An 18,194-nucleotide genomic window follows, 5' to 3' on the forward strand; every position below is an offset into this window, starting at 1 on the left:
GCGTGCAGCGGCGCCTCCAGGCGGCGGTCTTTTTCGAGGACGCCGCCTCCGCCGGGTCCGCGCCGAGCATGCCCAGGGAGTCGTCGGGCGTCGTGTCCTGGCTTGCCGTTCCAGGGACGGGCCGGGCCGCCACGGTCCACGGAGACCCGGCAGCCCCGCCCTCCGGGTGTGGGCGGCGGCCGCCGGTCGCCCGACACCGGGGAGTGCCGTCAAGATAATGGCCGCATTCCGCCCTGACCCGGGCCCTCTTCAGTCAGTTCCCGGTCTGGCGCAGTGCGGCGCATCGACCCATCCTTAGACTTATTATTCATCTCTGGATAGGACGTCTAACATGGGATCGCAGGGTGCCTGCCGGGCCGGGAGGCCCAGCAGGCACGACAGCAGGTCGAGCGAGTGGAAGCCGGAACCGCCCATGAACGCCGAACAGCACTCAGCCGTCGCCACCCCGGACCTGTACGACCGGTCCGGAAAGCGCTACTCCCTGGACGACCCGCGCTGGCGGGGCGAGGACGGCAGCCCCCTCGCGGTCAGTGCACTGCCGGGCCTGCGCCCCGAGCAGATCGACACCGCCGAACGGTCCCTGTGGCGCTACCACGCGGCCCTGCCCGTGCCGGCCGCCCGCCGGGTGAGCCTGGGCGAAGGGTGTACGCCGATGGTCGCGGTCGACTGGGCCGGCCGACGCGTCCACTTCAAGCTGGAGTGGTTCAACCCGACCTCCAGCTTCAAGGACCGGGGCGTATCGGTCATGATGGCCCACCTCGCGGCGCACGGCGCCGACCGCGTGCTCGAAGACAGTTCAGGCAACGGCGGTTCCGCGGTGGCCGCCTACGCCGCCGCCGCCGGTATCCGCGCCAAGATCATCGTTCCCGCCGCCACCTCGGCGGCCAAGATCCTCCAGGCCCGCGCCTACGGAGCCGAGATCGAGCTCGTGGACGGCACCCGCGAAGAGGTCTCGGACGAGGCGATCCGGCAGTCGGAGAAGATCCCCTACGCCAGCCACAACTGGCACCCCATGTTCATCCAGGGCACCAAGACCATCGCCTACGAAATGTGGGAGACCCTCGGCTTCACCGCGCCCGACAACGTAGTCCTCGTGGCCGGGGCCGGCAGCAACATCATCGGGTGCGACCTCGCGTTCGGCGAACTGCTCGACGCAGGCCAGATCGACAGGAGGCCGCGCCTCTTCGTCGGACAGCCCGAGCACTGGGCGACCATTGCCGACACGTTCAACGGCATCGACCCTGCCGGCCGCGGCGAGCGGCTGCCGACGATCGCCGAGGGCGCGTCCATCGCCCACCCGGTCCGGCTGCCCGAGGCGGTGGAGGCCATCCGCCGCTCCGAAGGCGCCGCCTACGCCGTCCCCGAGGCGGAGATCCGCGCCGCGGTCCGCGCACTGAGCGCGCGGGGCTTGTACGCCGAGCCGACCAGCAGCGTCGCCGCGGCAACCCTCGACCACTTCATCGCGACCGGAGAGATCGCTCCCGGCGAGACGACCGTGGTCGTGCTCACCGGTGCGGGGCTGAAGTCCGCCGAGAAGATGGCCGCGGTGTTCGCCGGGCCCTGTGACGGCGCTCAGGAATCGAGCTGCGCTCGATGACCCGTCCCACCGGCCGACCGGACGACAAACGCGCCGACCAGCCCGCCGTACCGCAAGACGAGCGCTGCGTACCGCAAGACGAGCGCTACGCACGGGAAGACGAGCACCTGGTGCGGGAAGCCGAGCGCATCGCTGTCGCCGTCGGGCGCATGTTTCCCGGTCTGTGCGAGGTCGTCCTGCACGATCTGCGCCGCCCCGACAGTGCCATCCGCACCATCGAGAACAACCTGTCCGGACGGCAGGTCGGCGACTCCGCCACCGAACTGGGCCTGCGCCGCATCGCCGATCCCGACTACCCCAGCGTCATCCAGAACTACAGCAACCAGTTTCCCGACGGCCGCCCGGCCAAGAGCACCTCGATCGGCATCAGGAACGCCGAGGGACGTTACGTGGCGGCCCTGTGCTTGAACCTGGACGTCAGCGCGCTGTCCCCGCTGGCCCTGACCCTGGCCAACCTCGTCGCCACGGATGTCGGCCACCACGGCGAGTCCCTGGAGACGCTGCGTGACCGCAGCGGACGTGAACTCCGGTCGGCCATCGACTCCTTCGCGGCACAGCGCTCCAACACCCCGCGTGGCCTCAACCGTGACCAGAAGCGCGAGCTGGTCCAGCGGCTGCATCGCGAGGGCTTCTTCGAGACCCGCAGTTCCGCACAACTCATCGCCGACCAGCTCGGCGTCTCCCGGGCGACCGTCTACAACTACACGAAGTAGCCATACCGATGAACGCCCTCCGAACCGGCCGCGATGTGCCCTGTGGCTCGCCGCAGAGGGGCGCTGGGCGCCTGCTGGATGACGACCGGTTCGCCGGACACGCGGCGCTGGAAGTCGGCGGCAACCATCGACATGTACCGGTCCCGTACGTGACCAGTGTCGCCTCCCATGCGCCGTGGAACGGCCCTCCGGCCAGGCGGGCCGAGAATCCCCTGTCGAGGAGTCCGGAAGCGACGGCGGGGCTATTGCAGCCAACACCTCCGCGTGGGCCCTCTCCCTGGACGAGGGCCGACCGGCGCGGATCACCCCCCGGTCGTCAGGCCGGCCGGCTGCCTCGTCCTCGTCCTCGCCTTCGCCCTGCCTGCCGGCCGGCCTCTTCGGTGATCTCGGGCGCCACCGTGCCGGCCGCCGGAGCCGCTGCCTACGCGGTACGTCGCGCGGTGAGCGCCCGCAGGGCGTGAGCGCGGCACAACACGGGTCCCCTGTGGTCAACGGGTGGGGCGGGAGCGGATCAGAGCCCGCCGGCCCAGTGCAGTGCCGGTCAGCCCGAGGAGCAGGGCCACGTAGGCTCCGCCCAGCCCGTTGCCGGTGCCGAGTCCGCCGTCGGCGGTGGCCGCGACCAGCCCGCCGAGAGCCATGGCGATCAGCCCCGCCACTACGGCCGCCGTGGCTCCGAGCGATCCGTTGGAGGTGCCGAAACGACCGGCGGGCCGGGTCACCGCCAGCACGGCAATGACCACGGCGACCAGCCCCAGCAGCCCGCCGGCGGTGGCCCCGAGCCGCCCGAGGCTGAAGTCGGTGACGCCGGCGGCAACGGGTTGGACCGAGGTATGCGCTGCCGCCGGTGCGGCAAGACCGAGCCCGGCGAGCAGGGCGGCCGCGGAGGCGGCGAACAGGCGACGAGGGGACATCAGGGTGCTCCTTCACTTCTCACGTCTGGATGTGGTTCGAGCATGTCGGCCGGGCCCCGGCAGGTCGTCCGGCAGGCGCAGACACTTCGCGCTACCACGGACGCGGCAGGTGCCGCCGGGCTACTGCGTGCGTGGTAGACGATCCCTCGTCCGCGAGCGGGATTCGCCCGCGGCAGCCTCGGGTTACGGTGCGCGCATGAACAAAGGACGGTTCCGCGTTCGCGCCGGTGTCAGAGACTGGCTGATCGCCGTGGGCGTGGCGGCGGCGCTGCTGGTCACCGGTCTGTCCGGGCAGCACTCCGCCACGGGCCGCGGCCTGCTCGGCTACGTGCTGTTGGCCGTCGGCGGCTTGGCACTGGCCGCGGGCCGCCGGGCTCCGGTCGCCGTCCTCGCCGTCACCGGACTGTGCGCGGCGGGCTACCAGGCGGCAGGGTTCGACGTGGCCGCCGTCGCGTTCCTCTTCGCGGTGTACGCGGCCATGCGTGAGGGACACCGCACCATCACGGTGGCAACGAGCGTGGCCGTGCTGGCCGCTCTCCCCCTCGCAGCCCTCGCCTCGGGCCTGCACGACACGGGCGAGGCGTTCGCGCAGGCCCGGGGCGCCCTCCAGATCGCCTGGCTCATCGCCGCCGGCGCCGCCGGTGAAGCCCTCCGGCAAGCCGAGCAGCGGGCAGACGAAGCCGAACGCACCCGGGAGGAGACCGCGAGGCGCCGCGCCGACGAGGAGCGACTGCATATCGCGCGGGAGCTCCACGATTCGCTCACCCACCAGATCTCGGTCATCAAGGTGCAGTCCGAAGCCGCCGTCCATGTGGCCCGGAAGCGTGGCGAACCGGTCCCGGATGCCCTGCTGGCCATTCGGGAGGCCGGCCGGGAGGCGTCCCGGGAGCTCCGCGCCACCCTGGAGGCCCTGCGCGACGACGACACCACCCCGCCGCACGGGCTCGATCACGTCACCGAACTCGTCGAGCGGGCCGGCAGGAGCGGCCTGGAGGCGACGCTGACGATCGAGGGCCGGAGACACGGCGTGCCGACCGCAGTGGGCAGGACCGTCTACCGGGTCGTTCAGGAATCGCTGACCAACATCGCCCGTCACGCGGACGCCAGCACGGCATCGGTCCACATCGACTACCGGCCGCACACCCTCGCGATCCGCATCGACGACGACGGCAAAGCCACGCCGGACAGTGCGCCAGAACCAGGCATCGGGCTCCTGGGGATGCACGAACGCGTCACCGCCCTGGGCGGCCGGCTCCGCGCCGAACCCAGAAGCGAAGGCGGCTTCACCGTCCAGGCAGAACTTCCCGTGGAACGAGCATCATGATCCGTGTCCTGCTGGTCGACGACCAGCCGCTCATCCGCAGCGGATTCCGCGCGTTCCTCGACCTCGAAGACGACATCGAGGTCGTGGCCGAAGCCGCCAACGGGCAGGAGGCTTTGGAACTCGCCGGAGAGCACTTCCCCGACATCGCACTCATCGACATCCAGATGCCGGTCATGGACGGCATCGAGACGACCCGGCGCATCGCAGACGACCCGGCGTTGACCGGCATCCACGTCGTCATCCTCACCAACTACGGCCTGGACGAATACGTCTTCAACGCCCTGTCCGCAGGGGCCGCCGGATTCCTCGTCAAGGACATCGAGCCGGAGGACTTCCTGCACGCCGTCCGCGTCGCCGCGCGCGGCGACGCCCTCCTCGCACCCTCGATCACCCGCAAGCTCATCAACCGGTACGTCAGCCAGCCGCTCCCCATCGACGCCGGCACGGTGCTGGAGGATCTGACCGGCCGCGAACGTGAAGCCGTCGTGCTGGTCGCGCAGGGCATGTCCAACGACGAGATCGCGGACCGCATGGTGATCAGCCCGCTGACCGCGAAAACTCACGTCAACCGGGCCATGACCAAGCTCCACGCCCGCGACCGAGCCCAGCTCGTGATCCTCGCCTACGAATCCGGCCTGGTGACCCCACGCAACTCCTGACGTTCATCCCAGACGTCACTGCGATACGCAAGATCACGATCCTCAGCTGGAGTATCAGCAGGGGCCGGCCTTCCAGTAGTACTCCACGATGTCCTCCCGGTACTCCCGGTCGCCACGGTGCTGGTCGGGCAGGAATTGAGGAGCGTCCTCCACCTGCCCCCTGCTCAGGCTCAGATGGAGCGTGCGCCCGGCTCGGTCGATCCGCGTCACCGCGCCCGCTGGGATCAGCAGCTTCCCGAAGATCCATCCGCCCGCGTCCACCACGAGGAATGCGTTGCCTGTTTCGTCGGAGTGCTCGTCCACTTCGCCGATGTGGCCGTCAGCAGCCTCCACCCGCCATCCAGTCAGGTCGATGCCGGCCAGCTGACCGCACGACGGGCCAAAGCTCCACGGGTCCTCCGCCATCACCGATACTCCTCTGATTCTCGAAACCACCGCAGGCGTCCTGCGACAGCACCCGATGCGTGGACGCTCAGCGGGCCAGGAACTCCTCGAGGAGTTTGTCGAGATCGAGAAACTCCTCTCCTTCACCGACAACGGCGTAAGTCCGGTTCAGGAACGCTTTCAGCGCGCCGGCATGCGCACGGAGCACAGCATGTCCTTCTCGGCCATCTTCGTGATTTCGCAAGCCGATACGGACTTCGGCGCCGCCCGCCCCCCTCTGGGGGCAGAAGGTGACGTCTCCTTCGCCCACCGGCCGGCGCACCCCCTCGGCCAGCATCTGCCGCTCGAACTGCCAGGAAGCCAGGACGGACAGACCGTCGAAGAAGTCCGCCTGGACCGCGTACGGACTGCGGGCGGAATACGAGAACCTGGCGAAGAGCGGCACAGCACCCTCACTCGTCTCGAGACGGACAGCGATCAGACTGGACACGCGAGACATGAGGAGGCCTCCGAAATGGGCGGTACGGCGCGCCCCGCGTGTGCCCTCTCCCGCCGCTCTCACTCCGGAACGACGGCCCCGGATCACCGAACCGACGCGCCCGCCCGGGGGACGGCACCGAGGGCGGCGTGTAGCCCAGCGCCCGGGATCCGCCCCGTCCGGCCGGGGCGGATCCCGGCCCACGGCCGGGTGCGGGGCCGCGGCGCGAAGAATCGAGTACGCGGCGTGCCGCAGGAAGCCCTGGAAGTGGAGGGGGGGCCGATCTGATCCTGGGGCCCACGAATCCGTCGTCAGGGCGATGGCCGAACATTTTTTCGTTCCGGCCGTCTGTCGGTCATTCGCCCGGTGCCTTGACAGCCGGCGTCGCCCGGCGCGGGTCACCCCGACGGCGGTGGGGACCCGTCGATCCCCTCTGGCGAACGGAGCCGGGCCTGGAGTTCAACGGTCAGAACACGGCGACCGTAAAGGCGTTGTCCACGTAGTTGCCGTTGAGGTCGTACGTGTAAACCGTGACGGAGTCCGGGCCGCAGACGGCGTTGGGGGCGGTGCTGAAGCTGCGGCGGTTGGAATTCGGCAGCTCGACGTGGACCACGCTGAACGCCAGGTTGACCTCTTCGCTCACGTTCACGCAGTAGCGGCCCGTGTTGACGTGGCGTACCCAGTCGATGTTCTTCGCCCGTCTCAGCGTGCCGGAGGCGGAGACATCCGCCGCCGCCTGGACGTAGGGCGAGGTGATCGGCCTCGGATCGGCCGCGGCGGCGGCCGCGGGGACGGCCAGCGTCCCGATCAGAGCGGCTGCGGCTGGCAGGACGGGCATGAAACGGTGCATGACTCACTCCCGGGCGAAGGCACACTTCAGCGAGTTGCGGACGATCCATCCACACTCGACCAGTGCACACCACCGTGCAGCCGCCACGCCGATACGGCATCGGCCAACCGGGGCCGAACGTCACCCGCGTGGCCCGGACCCGCAGCCGGCCCACAAGCCGCTGCTCCACCTCCCGACCGTGTAGCCGTCGGCCCCGGCAGCCTCAGCCGCCGAGCCCTTGGTACCGGACTGGTGACTGCCATCTGGTGACTCCCGGTCCGGTCAGCGGTGAGTCACCAGGCGCCCGAGCGGATCCATGTGCTGCACGAGCGGGGCACCGTAGTCCGGACCTGACCACGAGAAGGGCGAGGCCGCCGCGACGAGCTCCCCCGCAGCGTCCGACGTGGGCCCGGGCGGCGAGGCCTGGCTCGGGCGCGCCCTCGCCGCGCACCCGGGACGCTGCCCGCCCACCTGGCTGCTCGCGGCCCTCGCCGAGCTCATCTCCGCGGTTGCGAAGGCTGGTGCGTAGGGCGACCACCGAGGGGTAGGCGAGCGGCACTGCCGGCGAGTGGAGGAGGACCCATGCCGGCCCGGTCCGTCCCAATGCACGTAGCAATGCCTGCACGCGACGAAGGTGACGTCCTCGTGGGCGGGCGCTACCGGCTCCAGGGTCCCATAGGGTCCGGCGGTACGGCGGACGTCTTCTGCGGCGTCGATCAGGTGCTGGGCCGTCAAGTGGCCGTCAAGGTGTTCCGCGCCGGCACGGATACAGTCACTGCCGACCGATTCTGCGACGAAGCCCGCACGCTGGCCCGCCTGTCCCATCCCGCCCTCGTCACCGTCTATGACGCCGGCCGGCACGGCCATGGCGCCTTCATGGTGACGGAGTTGATCCGAGGCGTCACGTTGCGCACCCGCATGGACGCGGGCCCCCTGGGCCCCGTCCAGGTCACGCGGATCGGCGCCGCCATCTCCTCAGCCCTCGATCATGTGCACGCCCACAGCATCATTCACCATGACGTGAAACCTTCCAACATCCTTCTGGGCGAGGAGGGCTCGCCGCACCTGGCCGATTTCGGGCTGGCAAGGACTGCGCACGATCAATCCCACTGCGCCCCCGACACCCTTGTCGGCACGCTCGCCTACATGGCCCCGGAACAGTTCCTGGGCCAGGGCGCGAGTACGGCCAGCGACATCTACGCCTTGGGGGTGACCCTTCTCGAAGCGCTCACAGGGCACCGCGAATACCAGGGAACCCCCGTGGAGATCGGCACCGCCCACCTCCTTCGTCGACCCCGAATACCCGAAGGACTGCCGAAGGACCTCGCCCGCCTGTTGACGGCGATGACCGATCAGGCCCCTCAGGCACGTCCCGACGCCGCCGCCGTTCACCACCGCCTGCAGGACCTCGCACGAGCACCGCGACCCCGCACCACAGCGAGCGCGGCGCCTGCTGGCACTGCCACACACCGCTCCATTCCCCGGCCGTTTGCGGTCCATGCCGAACGAACGCCGGAAACGACACAGACCGGGGCTGCCCGGAGGGGCCGTCCCGTCTGGTGGGGCCTTGCGGGCGCGAGCGTCGCGGGCATCTGCGCGCTGCTGATCGGCACCATCGCCGCAGACAAGAACCCACCCGCCACCGCTCCCTCTCACCAGCAGCCGTCGGCCTCGGCGAACAGCGAGGAGGCAGCCCCGGGTGAGTCACGGTCCGCGGGGCCCGCCCCGTCGCTTCCCGCCGACGCGGCGGCACCCCCGCAGCCGTCGGCCGCTGCACCCTCCGGCCCAGGAGAACTCCAGGCGCCCATCGGTTCAACCGGCTCTTCTCCCGCGCGCCCGGGCACAGAACGCCCGGTGAAGGGGCCGAGGACAGAGAACGCGAAGGAGATCCCTGGGCAGGCCAAGGCAAAGAAGGAAAAGGGACGGTGACCGAACCACCGCTCCAAGAGAGCACCAGAAGTGCGGGGTCGCAGGGCCGGGGCGCCCGGATCCCGGGACGCTCACGGTCTCGGGGTGTGCTTCCATCGCGGAGGTGATGGCGTCGCGCAGGGTCACGGAGTCGTGGCCGCCGGGCAGTGGGATCAGTCGGAGCAGGCGGGTGCGGCGGTCGACGAGAGTGGCCACTGCGGACCGGTTGCCGCGTCCGAGGACGAGGTCGCCTGCCCAGTCCCCGACACGTCGGCGTAGCTCCAGCGGCGCCGGGCGGTCGTGCATGAGAACAGCCGACGTGTGGGGCCGCGGGAGCCGCGCGCTGCCGCCGGGGCGGCGCCTGCGCAGGGCCCGTCCGGTACGGAGCTTCTTGGCGAGTGCCCTGCTCAGAGCGCCTTTGGCCCCCTGGTGGGGGCGCGGTAGATCGTCTCGTGACACAGGCGCCGCTCAGGCTCGACGGGCACCGGGCGCTGCTGTTCACCCCGGCTGCCGCGGGCCGGCCGGTGTTGTTGCGGACCGCCGCGGGTCTCTGGTCCAGGACCGGTTCCCGGACCCGGTGCCTGACCCTTGGGACTGCACATCGAGCGGAAACACGCCGAACACACCCGAGAGAACAACAGGTTCTCAGCGAACGGCGGTGACCAGCGTCGATGTGATGGGCACCGTCACCGCACCGTCCGCCTCCATCACATCCCCTCCTGAGGCAGTCGACCAGTCGGTCAGGGTCCGGAACCGGGATCGGGGTGTACCGCTGTCGGGATGCCCGCCCGGGCGGCCTCCAGTTGGGCCGCGAAGGCCACGCCCAAGAAGAGTGCTACGCCGGCCAGGTTGGCCCAGAGGAAGAGGGCCATCAGGGCTGTCAGAGGCCCGTACAGCGAACCGAAGGACCCGCTGTGCCCCACGTAGAGGGCTAGCAGCCAGGTAGCGGTGATCCACAGCACGAGCTGTACGACGGACCCGAACGCCAGCCAGGTGTAACCCGGTTGCTCGCGCCGGGGCGCCCAGCGCAGAACGACCGCCGATGCCACGCAGGCGAGTGCCACGCCCACCGGGACCTTCCCCCAATCCCACCAGCTCAGCCAGGGCCCGGGTCGGCCGAACACCTCCGTCACCGCCCTGCTCACCGCCCCGCCGGCCACCGTCATGAGGAAGCCGAGCACCAGCGGCCCGCCCGCACCGACCGTCAGCAGCAGGCTGCGGCCGTACTTCGCCAGGAATGGCCGGTCGCGTTCGATCCCGTAGATGCGGTTGCACCCCCGCTCGACCTGGCCCATGGCCGATGCGAGGTTCAGCACGGCGAAACCGAGGCCCAGCCACATGGCGACTGTGCCCGCCGTGTCTGCGCCGGCATGGGTGCGGGTGGCCAGCAAGCCCTCGCGCACGAGCTCGGCGCTGGCCGCCGGAACGATCTCTGCCAAGGTCAGTTCGATCAGCCGTCCGACGCTTTCGGTGTGGACGGACGCAGAGACCCCGACCAGGGCGATGGCGAGCGGCACCATCCCGATGACCAACTGAAAGGCGAGGGCGCGCGCGAAGCTGAACCCGTCTGCGTACCGGAAGCGCCGGAACGCGTCGGACGCCAGTCGGCGCCCCCCGTAGCGGCGCAGCGCGGCCCACGCCTCGTCACCGGACAACTCGTCACCGATCATGTCCCTCGTCTGCGGTACGTGCACCACGGTTCCCATGTCAAAGATGTGCTCCGCCGGCCCGCTTCCATGCGGCCGCGGGCGCCATCGTGTGCAGACTCTCCAGCTGACGGTCGCGCTGGAGGCGCACGCGGAGGCACCCGGTGTCAGGCGAGCGGCTCCTCCGGGTGCAGGCGGGCCGCCCGCATCGCCCCGCGCCGATCGCCGCCGCCTGCGCAGCGGCCGTGCGCAACGGTGACGATCTTCGTATCGCTCTCCTGCCCGACAGGTTCAGGCATGTGGCGGATCTTCCCGACCTGATACGGCTGCGGCACCAGCTCATCAGTGCCCGGCACGGTGCATGAGCCCCCTCGGAGAGTCCTCCCACGTGCTGAGCCGACCCTCCACCGGCGACGGCACCGCCACCTTCGGCAGTCCGGGTGAGGGCGGTCCCCCGACAGCGTGGCGTGCACGCGCGTTCCGTGAAGGGGGGACGATGAGATGACGGGAAGCACAGACGCAGGGCACGTGATCACTGCCCGGCATGGACCGCAGCCTTCGGCGGCCGGAAGGAGAGCCCGGAGATGGGTGTCATCGAGCCCTCGCAGGGCGGTACCGACGGGGCAGGCGCGTCGTCCGGGCCGGGTGGACTGCTCGATCTGCTGGGCGTGGCCGCCATTCTCCTCGACGCGGAGGGCAGGATCGACCTGTGGAGCCCGCAGGCCGAGGAGCTGTTCGGCTACACCGCCGAGGAGGCACTCGGAGAGTTCGCGGGCCGCCTGCTGGTCCGTGAAGAGGACCTCCCCTCCGTGCTGGACATGTTCGCGCAGGTCATGGAGGGAGGGGACAGCTGGGTGGGTGTCTTCCCCGTTCGGCACAAGGACGGCAGTACGCGCAGAGTGGAGTTCCGCAACATGCGGCTGCTGGACTCCCAGCAGGACTACTACGCCCTGGGCCTGGCCGCGGACCAGGAGACGGTACGGCAGGTCGAACGGGACCTGGCACTGTCCGAACGGCTGGTCGCACAGTCGCCGGTCGGGCTGGGCGTGCTGGACACCGACCTCCGCTACGTGTCGGTCAACCCGGCGGAGGAGAGACTCAACGGGGTGTCGGCCGCCGAGCACATCGGCCGGCACGTGCACGAGGTGCTGCCGGCCGTGGGCGCGTCCTTCGAAGCGGCGATGCGCGAGGTGCTGGCCACGGGCATCCCCATCGTGGACCAGTACACCGTCGGCCGTACTCCGGCCGACCCAGATCACGATCATGCCTGGTCGATCTCGTTCTACCGGCTCGAAGCCCCCAATGGAACCGTGCTCGGAGTGGCCACCTCCAGTGTGGACGTGACCGAACGGCACCGGGCCGTCGAGGAGCAGCGCCACACCGCCCTCACCCTCCAGCGCAGCCTGCTGCCCCCGACGCCACCCCGGCGACCGGGCCTGCAGGTCGCCACCCGCTACCGCCCCGCCCAGGCCACCATGGAGATCGGAGGCGACTGGTTCGACGTGATCCCCCTGAGCGGTGACAAGACCGCTCTCGTCGTCGGAGACGTCATGGGCAGCGGGGTCGCGGCCGCAGCCACCATGGGCCAGCTGCGCACCGCCACCCGGACGCTGGCCGATCTCGATCTCGACCCCGCCCAGGTACTCCACCACCTCGACCACGTCACCGACGGTCTCGACACGATCGCGACCTGTGTCTACGCGGTCTACGACCCGCACACCGCCCAGTGCCACCTCTCCCTGGCCGGGCACCTGCCTCCCGTCGTCCTCCATCCGGACGGCACGCGCGAGCTCCTCGACCTGCCCACGGGCGCGCCGCTGGGCGGCTGTGGGGTTGCCTTCCACACCACCAGCCTCGCCGTGGAGGCAGGGGACCAGCTCGTTCTCTACACCGACGGCTTGGTCGAGACCCGCGACGAGCCGATCGACGCCCGCCTCGACGTTCTCCTCGAGGTCCTCGACGACCCCGGCCGCTCGCTGGACGAGACCTGTGACCTGCTCCTGCACAGGCTGCGGCACCCAGGCGATCACGACGACGTCGCCCTGCTCATCGCCCGGGTTACGCCCGGTACCGGGCAGGCCGAGTAGGCGTGCTTCGGCAGGCTTGCCTGCTCGGTGCCTACGAACGGGTGATATCGACGGTTTCGGGCCCGGGCCGTGGCATCTGCGCTCGACACTTGGTGCATCAGCTGGGGCCGCCGCATGTGGGGAGTGTCATGTCGAACGGTAGTGTCCTTTTGGCCTTGCGCGAGGATCCCCTGGGCGGGGGCGTCGGCGGTGACCAGTTGCGCCGGATCGGCAAAGAGCTGGAGAACCGCGGGCTGCAGGTGCGGTGGGCGCGGACGGTCGAGGGCGCCCGTGCCGCGTTGCGTACGGAGGCCGGCCTGACCGCTGCCGTCGTCGCCTGGGACCTGCCGTCCGAGAAGGGGGAGGACACAGGCGGCGGGGGAGGGGCAGTCCTGCGGCAGATCACCAGCCGCTTCACCGGCCTCCCCGTCTTCGTCGTGATGAGTGAGGAGTCCGACCACGGCCTGGAAAGGCTGCCCCTGTGGGTGGCCGAGACCGCCGTCGGCTACATCTGGCCCCTGGAAGACACGCCGTCCTTCATCGCCGGCCGTGTCTTCAACGCCGCCCGCGCCTACGGCGACTCCGTCCTGCCGCCGTTCTTCAAAGCGCTGCGCCGGTTCGACGACGCCCACGAGTACTCCTGGCACACCCCCGCCCACTCCGGAGGGGTGGCGTTCCTGAAATCGCCCGTCGGCCGGGCGTTCTTCGACTACTACGGTGAGCGGCTCTTCCGCACCGACCTGTCGATCTCGGTGGAGGAGCTGGGTTCCCTCTTCGAGCACAGCGGCCCCATCGGCGACGCCGAGCGCAACGCCGCCCGCGTCTTCGGCGCCGACCGGACGTACTTCGTACTGCACGGCGACTCCACGGCCGACCGCATGGTCGGCCACTACTGCGTCACGGCCGACGAGATCGCGCTGGTGGACCGCAACTGCCACAAGTCGGTGCTGCACGGGCTGGTGATCTCCGGTGCGCGACCGGTCTACCTCGTACCGACCCGCAACGGATACGGTCTCGCCGGCCCTCTGCCCGCCCGTGAGACCCTGCCCGCCGCAGTGGCCGCCAGGATCGCCTCCCATCCGCTGACACCGGGCGCCGTATCCCCCCACGCCCAGTACGCGGTGATCACCAACTCGACTTACGACGGCTTGTGTTACGACACCGTCCAGACCGCACGGGCCCTGGCCCCCAGCACGCCCCGTCTGCACTTCGACGAGGCCTGGTTCGCCTACGCCCGCTTCCACCCCCTCTACGCGGGCCGCTACGGCATGGCCGTGGGCCCGGACACGTTCGCGAGCGAGGAACGCCCCACCGTCTTCGCCACCCAGTCCACGCACAAGCTGCTGGCCGCCCTCTCGCAGAGCGCCATGGTCCACGTGAAGTCCTCACCCAGGGCGCCGGTCGAGCACCACCGGTTCAACGAGGCGTTCATGATGCACGGCACCACCTCGGCCCTGTACCCGGTGATCGCCTCGCTGGATGTGGCTGCGGCGATGATGGACGGCCCCCAGGGGGAGTGGCTGGTCAACGAGGCGGTCACCGAGGCGATCCGGTTCCGGCAGGCCGTCGTCCGAACCGGGCGCCGCATCGCGGACGCGGGCGACCGGCTGCCGTGGTTCTTCGGGGTGTGGCAGCCCGACACCGTCACCGACCCCGCCGACGGGACCCGCATTCCCTTCGCGGACGCCTCCCCCGCACTGCTGGCCGCTGATCCCCGCTGCTGGGAGCTCGAACCCGACGCGGACTGGCACGGCTTCCCCGGCCTGGCCGAGGGGCAGTGCCTGCTGGATCCCATCAAGGTGACGCTGACCTGCCCGGGCGTCAACGCGCGCGGAGAGTCGGACGCGTGGGGGATTCCGGCCCGCATCCTCACCGCCTACCTGGCCCGGCGCGGAATCGTGGTGGAGAAGACCGATACCTACACCACGCTCGTCCTGTTCTCGATGGGCATCACCAAGGGGAAATGGGGCACGCTGATGGACGCCCTCATGGACTTCAAGGCCCTCCACGACGCCGATGCCCCCTTGCGGCAGGTACTGCCCCACCTGGTCGAACGCCACCCCCAGCGCTACGGCGGCACGACCTTGCGCGGACTGTGCCAGGAGATGCACGAACACCTCACCAGGGCCGAGCTGATCGACGCGCTGGACACCGCCTTCCAGGACCTGCCTGAACCGGTCGTACCACCGCAGAGCTGCTACCAGCAGCTCATCCGGGGCGGTACCGAACGCCTTCCGCTCGCCCGAGCCGCCGGAAGGGTGGCCGCCGCCATGGTCACCGTGACCCCGCCCGGGATCCCCGTCCTGATGCCCGGAGAAGCACTCGGCGCCCCCAGTGGCCCGGTCCTGCGCTACCTCGGAGCACTGGAGGCCTTCGACCGCGCCTTCCCCGGGTTCCACAGCGAAGCGCACGGCGTCACCATCGATCCCCACACCGGCGACTACCTCATCGAATGCGTACGCCAGGACCACCTCCCCGGCGCAGCCGGGTGAGGCCCAGGCCGTAGCCGTCCGGGCCGGGACCTGTTCGTCGTTCTCGATCTTCGACTCATGGCGCATGGCGCATGGCGCGAGACTGCCGGGCTCGGCCACGTGCGGTCTCGTACGTTCCTTGAGTGCAGCTCCAGCAGAAGGTCTCAGCCCGGCGCCCGCGGGTCGCGGGCGCCGGCGAGGTCTTCCGTGCCCGCTTCGCCGCGCACGCGTCGTCCACCTCGACTCGACGGTGCTGGACGAGCGTTCTGCCCGGGGCGGGCGCTCAGCGGCGCCCCTGCACGTCGCCCAACGTGGAGGCGGCCACCGGGTCACCGTGGATGAAGTCGCCCGGCGGGATGCCTGGATGGTGGCCGTTCGACGGTGCGACGGGTGTGGTGTCGGCACGGAGCGTCAGGCGGGACACGATGCGGTAGCGGTCGCCGCGGTAGAGCGAGTGGACGTACTCCACCGGCCGCCCTGCCGTGTCGGTGGTCAGCCGTTCGAAGAGGAGGGCGGGCGAGAGCTCCGGTACCTCCAGGAGTTCGGCTTCCGAGCGGGTCGCCACCGTGGGTTCGATGGTCTGCGTCGCTTCGTTCACGTGCACGTCGTGGTGCGTGCGCAAATGCTCGTAGAGATCGCCGTGCTCCAGCTCGCGCGAGGTGAGCCCGGGGACCAGGGCAGCCGGGATGTGCAGGTGCTCGATGGCCATCGGGTGCCCGTCGACCAGCCGCAGCCGGGCCACGTAGACGATCTGCGCGGCAGGGGAGAGGCTCAGCCTACGGCCCACCCGGGCGCCGGCCGGTACGGTCGTGAACTCCAGCAGTCGACTGGCCCAGGCCCCCGAAGCGCGAGGCACGCTGAGCGAGTGGCGCCCGGGAACCAGTTCCTGGGTGATCTTCTCCGGAGCGACGAACACGCCCCGGCCGTGTTCGCGGATGAGAACGCCGGCGGCGACCAACTCGTCGACGGCCGCCCGCAGCGTCGGGCGGGACACCCCGAGTTGCACGCACAGGATCCGCTCGGAGGGAATCGCGTCCCCCGCCCGGCGCTCCTCGACCATCCCCAGCACCGCGTCTCGGACCCGCTCGCGCTTGAGCACGCCGCCGGGGCGGATCCCGCCGGATCCGTCGACCTCGGACCGGGGTACGAGGGCAGCCTCTGCCGGCAGTACCGGGACGGCCCCGGTCAACCGGGTCGTGCCCGGGTTCCTCTCGCGCATCCGCGTCGTCCTCTCTCCAGCGCCGCTCACGCGTGCCGCGTCCCATCAGCCTTGGCCACTCCGACCACCATCCCGAACTGGTCAAGTCCAGCTTACGAGCTGAGCGCGATGCTCTGCGCCGGAAATTCGGTAAAGAGCTTTGGATCCTGGGGGGTTGACGGTCGTATTGGTCTATGCCAGCTTCTTTCCTCACCGACAGGTCAGTTGTCCAGTGGGTGAGTGGTCAGCTCCCCGGTCCGTCCCGTTCCTTCGTGTACCGCCCTCTGTTCGGGAACCGCCCGTCATCACCGCACCGCCTCTGCGAGGCCCTCCCCGGAAGGCTGGACCGTGCCCTCACACCGTCCCGAACAGGCCCTCTTACCCCGGCCCACCCGGTACACCCCCCGGCCCGGCCGCTTCGCCCTGGACCCGGCCACCACCGTCCGCACCGCCCCCGGAGCCGAGGCCGCTGCGGACCTGCTGCGCACCCTCCTCACCCCCGTGACCGGGCTGCCCCTGAACTCCTCGCCCACCGGCGCCGTCATCCTGGCCGTCGACCCAGGGCTGTACGGTCTGGGCGAAGAGGGGTACGGACTCACCGTCAGCGCGCACTCCGTCCTGCTGCGCGCCGCCGACCCCACGGGACTGCTGCGCGGAGTCCAGACGCTCCGGCAACTCCTGCCGCCCGAGGCGCTGGGGCCGGCCGGCGCAGCCGTCCGACGGGAGCGCTGGGACCTTCCCTGCGCCGAGATCACCGACATCCCGCGGCACCGCTGGCGCGGACTGATGATCGACGTCGCCCGCCACTTCCACGACACGGCAACCCTGCGCCGACACGTCGACCTCATGGCCCTGCACAAACTCAACGTCCTCCACTTGCACCTCACCGACGACCAGGGCTGGCGGATGCCCATCACCGCTTACCCCCGCCTGACCACCGTCGGGGCCCACCGCTCCCAGTCCATGACCGGTCCCGACGGCGCCACCGGCTCCGACGGCAGGCCGCACGGGGGCGCGTACACCCGTACCGAACTCGCCGACCTCGTCGCCTACGCCGCGCAGCGCGGCGTACGCGTGGTGCCGGAGGTCGGGATGCCCGGACACGTCCGCGCCGCCCTCGCCGCCTACCCGCACCTCGGCAACCACCCCGAGCGCACGCTCGACGTGTGGACCCGCTGGGGCGTGTGCGAGACCGTCCTCGGCGTCCACGACGAGGTGCTGGACTTCCTCCGGGCGGTCCTGCACGAGGTGATGGACGTCTTCCCCTCGCCCTACGTCCACCTCGGCGGTGACGAATGCCCCACCACCGAGTGGGAGCAGAGCCCCCGCGCGCGGGCGCGTGCGACCGCCGAGGGACTCCCCGCCCCAGCAGCCCTGCACGGCTGGCTCCTGGGCCAGGCCGGCGCCCACCTGCTGGAACACGGTCGCCGCCCCGTCGGCTGGGCCGAGACCCGGGTCCTGCTCCCGCCCGGCTTCACGGTGATGAGCTGGCGCGACCCCGCGCACGCCGCCGAAGCGCTCCGCCACGGTCACGACGTCGTCCTCACCCACCACCGGACCACCTACCTCGACTACGCACAGGACGACTTCCCCGACGGGCCGACCGCCCAGCCCGGACCCGTCGTCGACCTGCGCACCGTGCACGGCGGAGACCCCGAACCACAGGCTCCGGCCGACGGCCGCGGACGGATCCTCGGTACCCAGGCGCAGATCTGGACCGAGTTCGCCCCCCATGCCGCCGACCTCGACCGCCTGGCCTACCCCCGCCTGTGCGCCCTGGCCGACCGGGCCTGGACCGGCGCCACCACCTGGGCCGACTTCGAGTCCCGGCTCCACGCGCACGTCCCCCGACTGGACGCCCTGGGCGTCCGTCACCACCCGCCGACCGCGCCGCGCACGACCACCGCTCCGCCTGCCCGTACAGCGCCCGTTGCATGACATTGCTCCCCCGCGCACCCCGGAGAGGACCCCACCGTGACCACCTCGAACAGCTCGCCCGACCTGAACTGG

General features: G+C 70.6%; 15 protein-coding genes. 8 read left to right on the forward strand and 7 right to left on the reverse strand.

Features of this window, described 5'->3' with window-relative positions; all coding sequences use genetic code 11:
- The first annotated feature begins 412 nt into the window (after positions 1–412).
- Positions 413–1,597, forward strand: coding sequence for a threonine synthase (locus IO30_RS0114265; RefSeq protein WP_031142901.1), 1,185 nt, complete (start codon positions 413–415; stop codon positions 1,595–1,597).
- Positions 1,594–2,310 (forward strand): helix-turn-helix transcriptional regulator, encoded by a 717-nt coding sequence (locus IO30_RS0114270; protein WP_237403263.1) that lies wholly within the window; start codon positions 1,594–1,596, stop codon positions 2,308–2,310. The genes IO30_RS0114265 and IO30_RS0114270 overlap by 4 nt, the downstream gene beginning before the upstream one ends.
- Before the next feature lie 488 nt (positions 2,311–2,798).
- Here the strand turns inward: IO30_RS0114270 and IO30_RS0114280 are convergent, their stop codons facing one another.
- The gene (locus IO30_RS0114280; protein ID WP_031142905.1) at positions 2,799–3,221 is read right to left on the reverse strand and encodes a DUF6223 family protein; all 423 of its coding nucleotides are present in this window, start codon (positions 3,219–3,221) and stop codon (positions 2,799–2,801) included.
- Positions 3,222–3,417: 196 nt separating this feature from the next.
- Here IO30_RS0114280 and IO30_RS0114285 point away from each other — a divergent pair, with 196 nt between their 5' ends.
- Positions 3,418–4,545: a sensor histidine kinase gene (locus IO30_RS0114285; RefSeq protein ID WP_031142907.1), complete on the forward strand. Its 1,128-nt coding sequence runs from the start codon at positions 3,418–3,420 to the stop codon at positions 4,543–4,545.
- The gene (locus IO30_RS0114290) at positions 4,542–5,204 is read left to right on the forward strand and encodes a response regulator (RefSeq protein ID WP_031142909.1); all 663 of its coding nucleotides are present in this window, start codon (positions 4,542–4,544) and stop codon (positions 5,202–5,204) included. The genes IO30_RS0114285 and IO30_RS0114290 overlap by 4 nt, the downstream gene beginning before the upstream one ends.
- A 54-nt stretch (positions 5,205–5,258) precedes the next feature.
- Here the strand turns inward: IO30_RS0114290 and IO30_RS0114295 are convergent, their stop codons facing one another.
- The 3 genes from IO30_RS0114295 to IO30_RS0114305 all read right to left on the reverse strand — a co-directional run bounded on the left by IO30_RS0114295 (position 5,259) and on the right by IO30_RS0114305 (position 6,916).
- The gene (locus tag IO30_RS0114295; protein WP_031142911.1) at positions 5,259–5,609 is read right to left on the reverse strand and encodes a hypothetical protein; all 351 of its coding nucleotides are present in this window, start codon (positions 5,607–5,609) and stop codon (positions 5,259–5,261) included.
- Between the two features lie 67 nt (positions 5,610–5,676).
- Positions 5,677–6,078 carry an SsgA family sporulation/cell division regulator gene (locus IO30_RS0114300; RefSeq protein ID WP_157853257.1) on the reverse strand — a complete coding sequence of 134 codons (402 nt, stop codon included), beginning with the start codon at positions 6,076–6,078 and terminating at the stop codon, positions 5,677–5,679.
- Between the two features lie 454 nt (positions 6,079–6,532).
- Positions 6,533–6,916 carry a hypothetical protein gene (locus IO30_RS0114305; protein ID WP_031142914.1) on the reverse strand — a complete coding sequence of 128 codons (384 nt, stop codon included), beginning with the start codon at positions 6,914–6,916 and terminating at the stop codon, positions 6,533–6,535.
- A 594-nt stretch (positions 6,917–7,510) separates the two neighbouring features.
- Here IO30_RS0114305 and IO30_RS41920 point away from each other — a divergent pair.
- Entirely contained in the window at positions 7,511–8,824 is a 1,314-nt protein-coding gene (locus IO30_RS41920) for a serine/threonine-protein kinase (protein ID WP_157853259.1), read from the forward strand.
- A gap of 719 nt (positions 8,825–9,543) precedes the next feature.
- Here the strand turns inward: IO30_RS41920 and IO30_RS0114325 are convergent.
- Entirely contained in the window at positions 9,544–10,509 is a 966-nt protein-coding gene (locus IO30_RS0114325) for a YihY/virulence factor BrkB family protein (protein ID WP_031142920.1), read from the reverse strand.
- A gap of 107 nt (positions 10,510–10,616) precedes the next feature.
- A complete protein-coding gene (locus IO30_RS47615) occupies positions 10,617–10,748 on the reverse strand; it encodes a hypothetical protein (RefSeq protein WP_267886460.1) in 132 nt (43 codons plus the stop codon).
- 285 nt (positions 10,749–11,033) lie between these two features.
- On the opposite strand from IO30_RS47615, the gene IO30_RS0114335 reads away from it, so the two are divergent.
- The gene (locus tag IO30_RS0114335; RefSeq protein ID WP_031142923.1) at positions 11,034–12,536 is read left to right on the forward strand and encodes a SpoIIE family protein phosphatase; all 1,503 of its coding nucleotides are present in this window, start codon (positions 11,034–11,036) and stop codon (positions 12,534–12,536) included.
- Between the two features lie 128 nt (positions 12,537–12,664).
- Entirely contained in the window at positions 12,665–15,007 is a 2,343-nt protein-coding gene (locus tag IO30_RS0114340) for an Orn/Lys/Arg family decarboxylase (protein WP_031142925.1), read from the forward strand.
- Positions 15,008–15,269: 262 nt separating this feature from the next.
- Here IO30_RS0114340 and IO30_RS0114345 read toward each other — a convergent pair whose 3' ends face one another.
- Positions 15,270–16,205: a GntR family transcriptional regulator gene (locus tag IO30_RS0114345; RefSeq protein ID WP_078904684.1), complete on the reverse strand. Its 936-nt coding sequence runs from the start codon at positions 16,203–16,205 to the stop codon at positions 15,270–15,272.
- 327 nt (positions 16,206–16,532) lie between these two features.
- Here IO30_RS0114345 and IO30_RS0114350 point away from each other — a divergent pair, with 327 nt between their 5' ends.
- Positions 16,533–18,122 carry a beta-N-acetylhexosaminidase gene (locus IO30_RS0114350; RefSeq protein WP_031142928.1) on the forward strand — a complete coding sequence of 530 codons (1,590 nt, stop codon included), beginning with the start codon at positions 16,533–16,535 and terminating at the stop codon, positions 18,120–18,122.
- Positions 18,123–18,194 lie beyond the last annotated feature (72 nt).

This window comes from Streptomyces xanthophaeus (assembly GCF_000725805.1).
Classification (GTDB): domain Bacteria; phylum Actinomycetota; class Actinomycetes; order Streptomycetales; family Streptomycetaceae; genus Streptomyces; species Streptomyces xanthophaeus.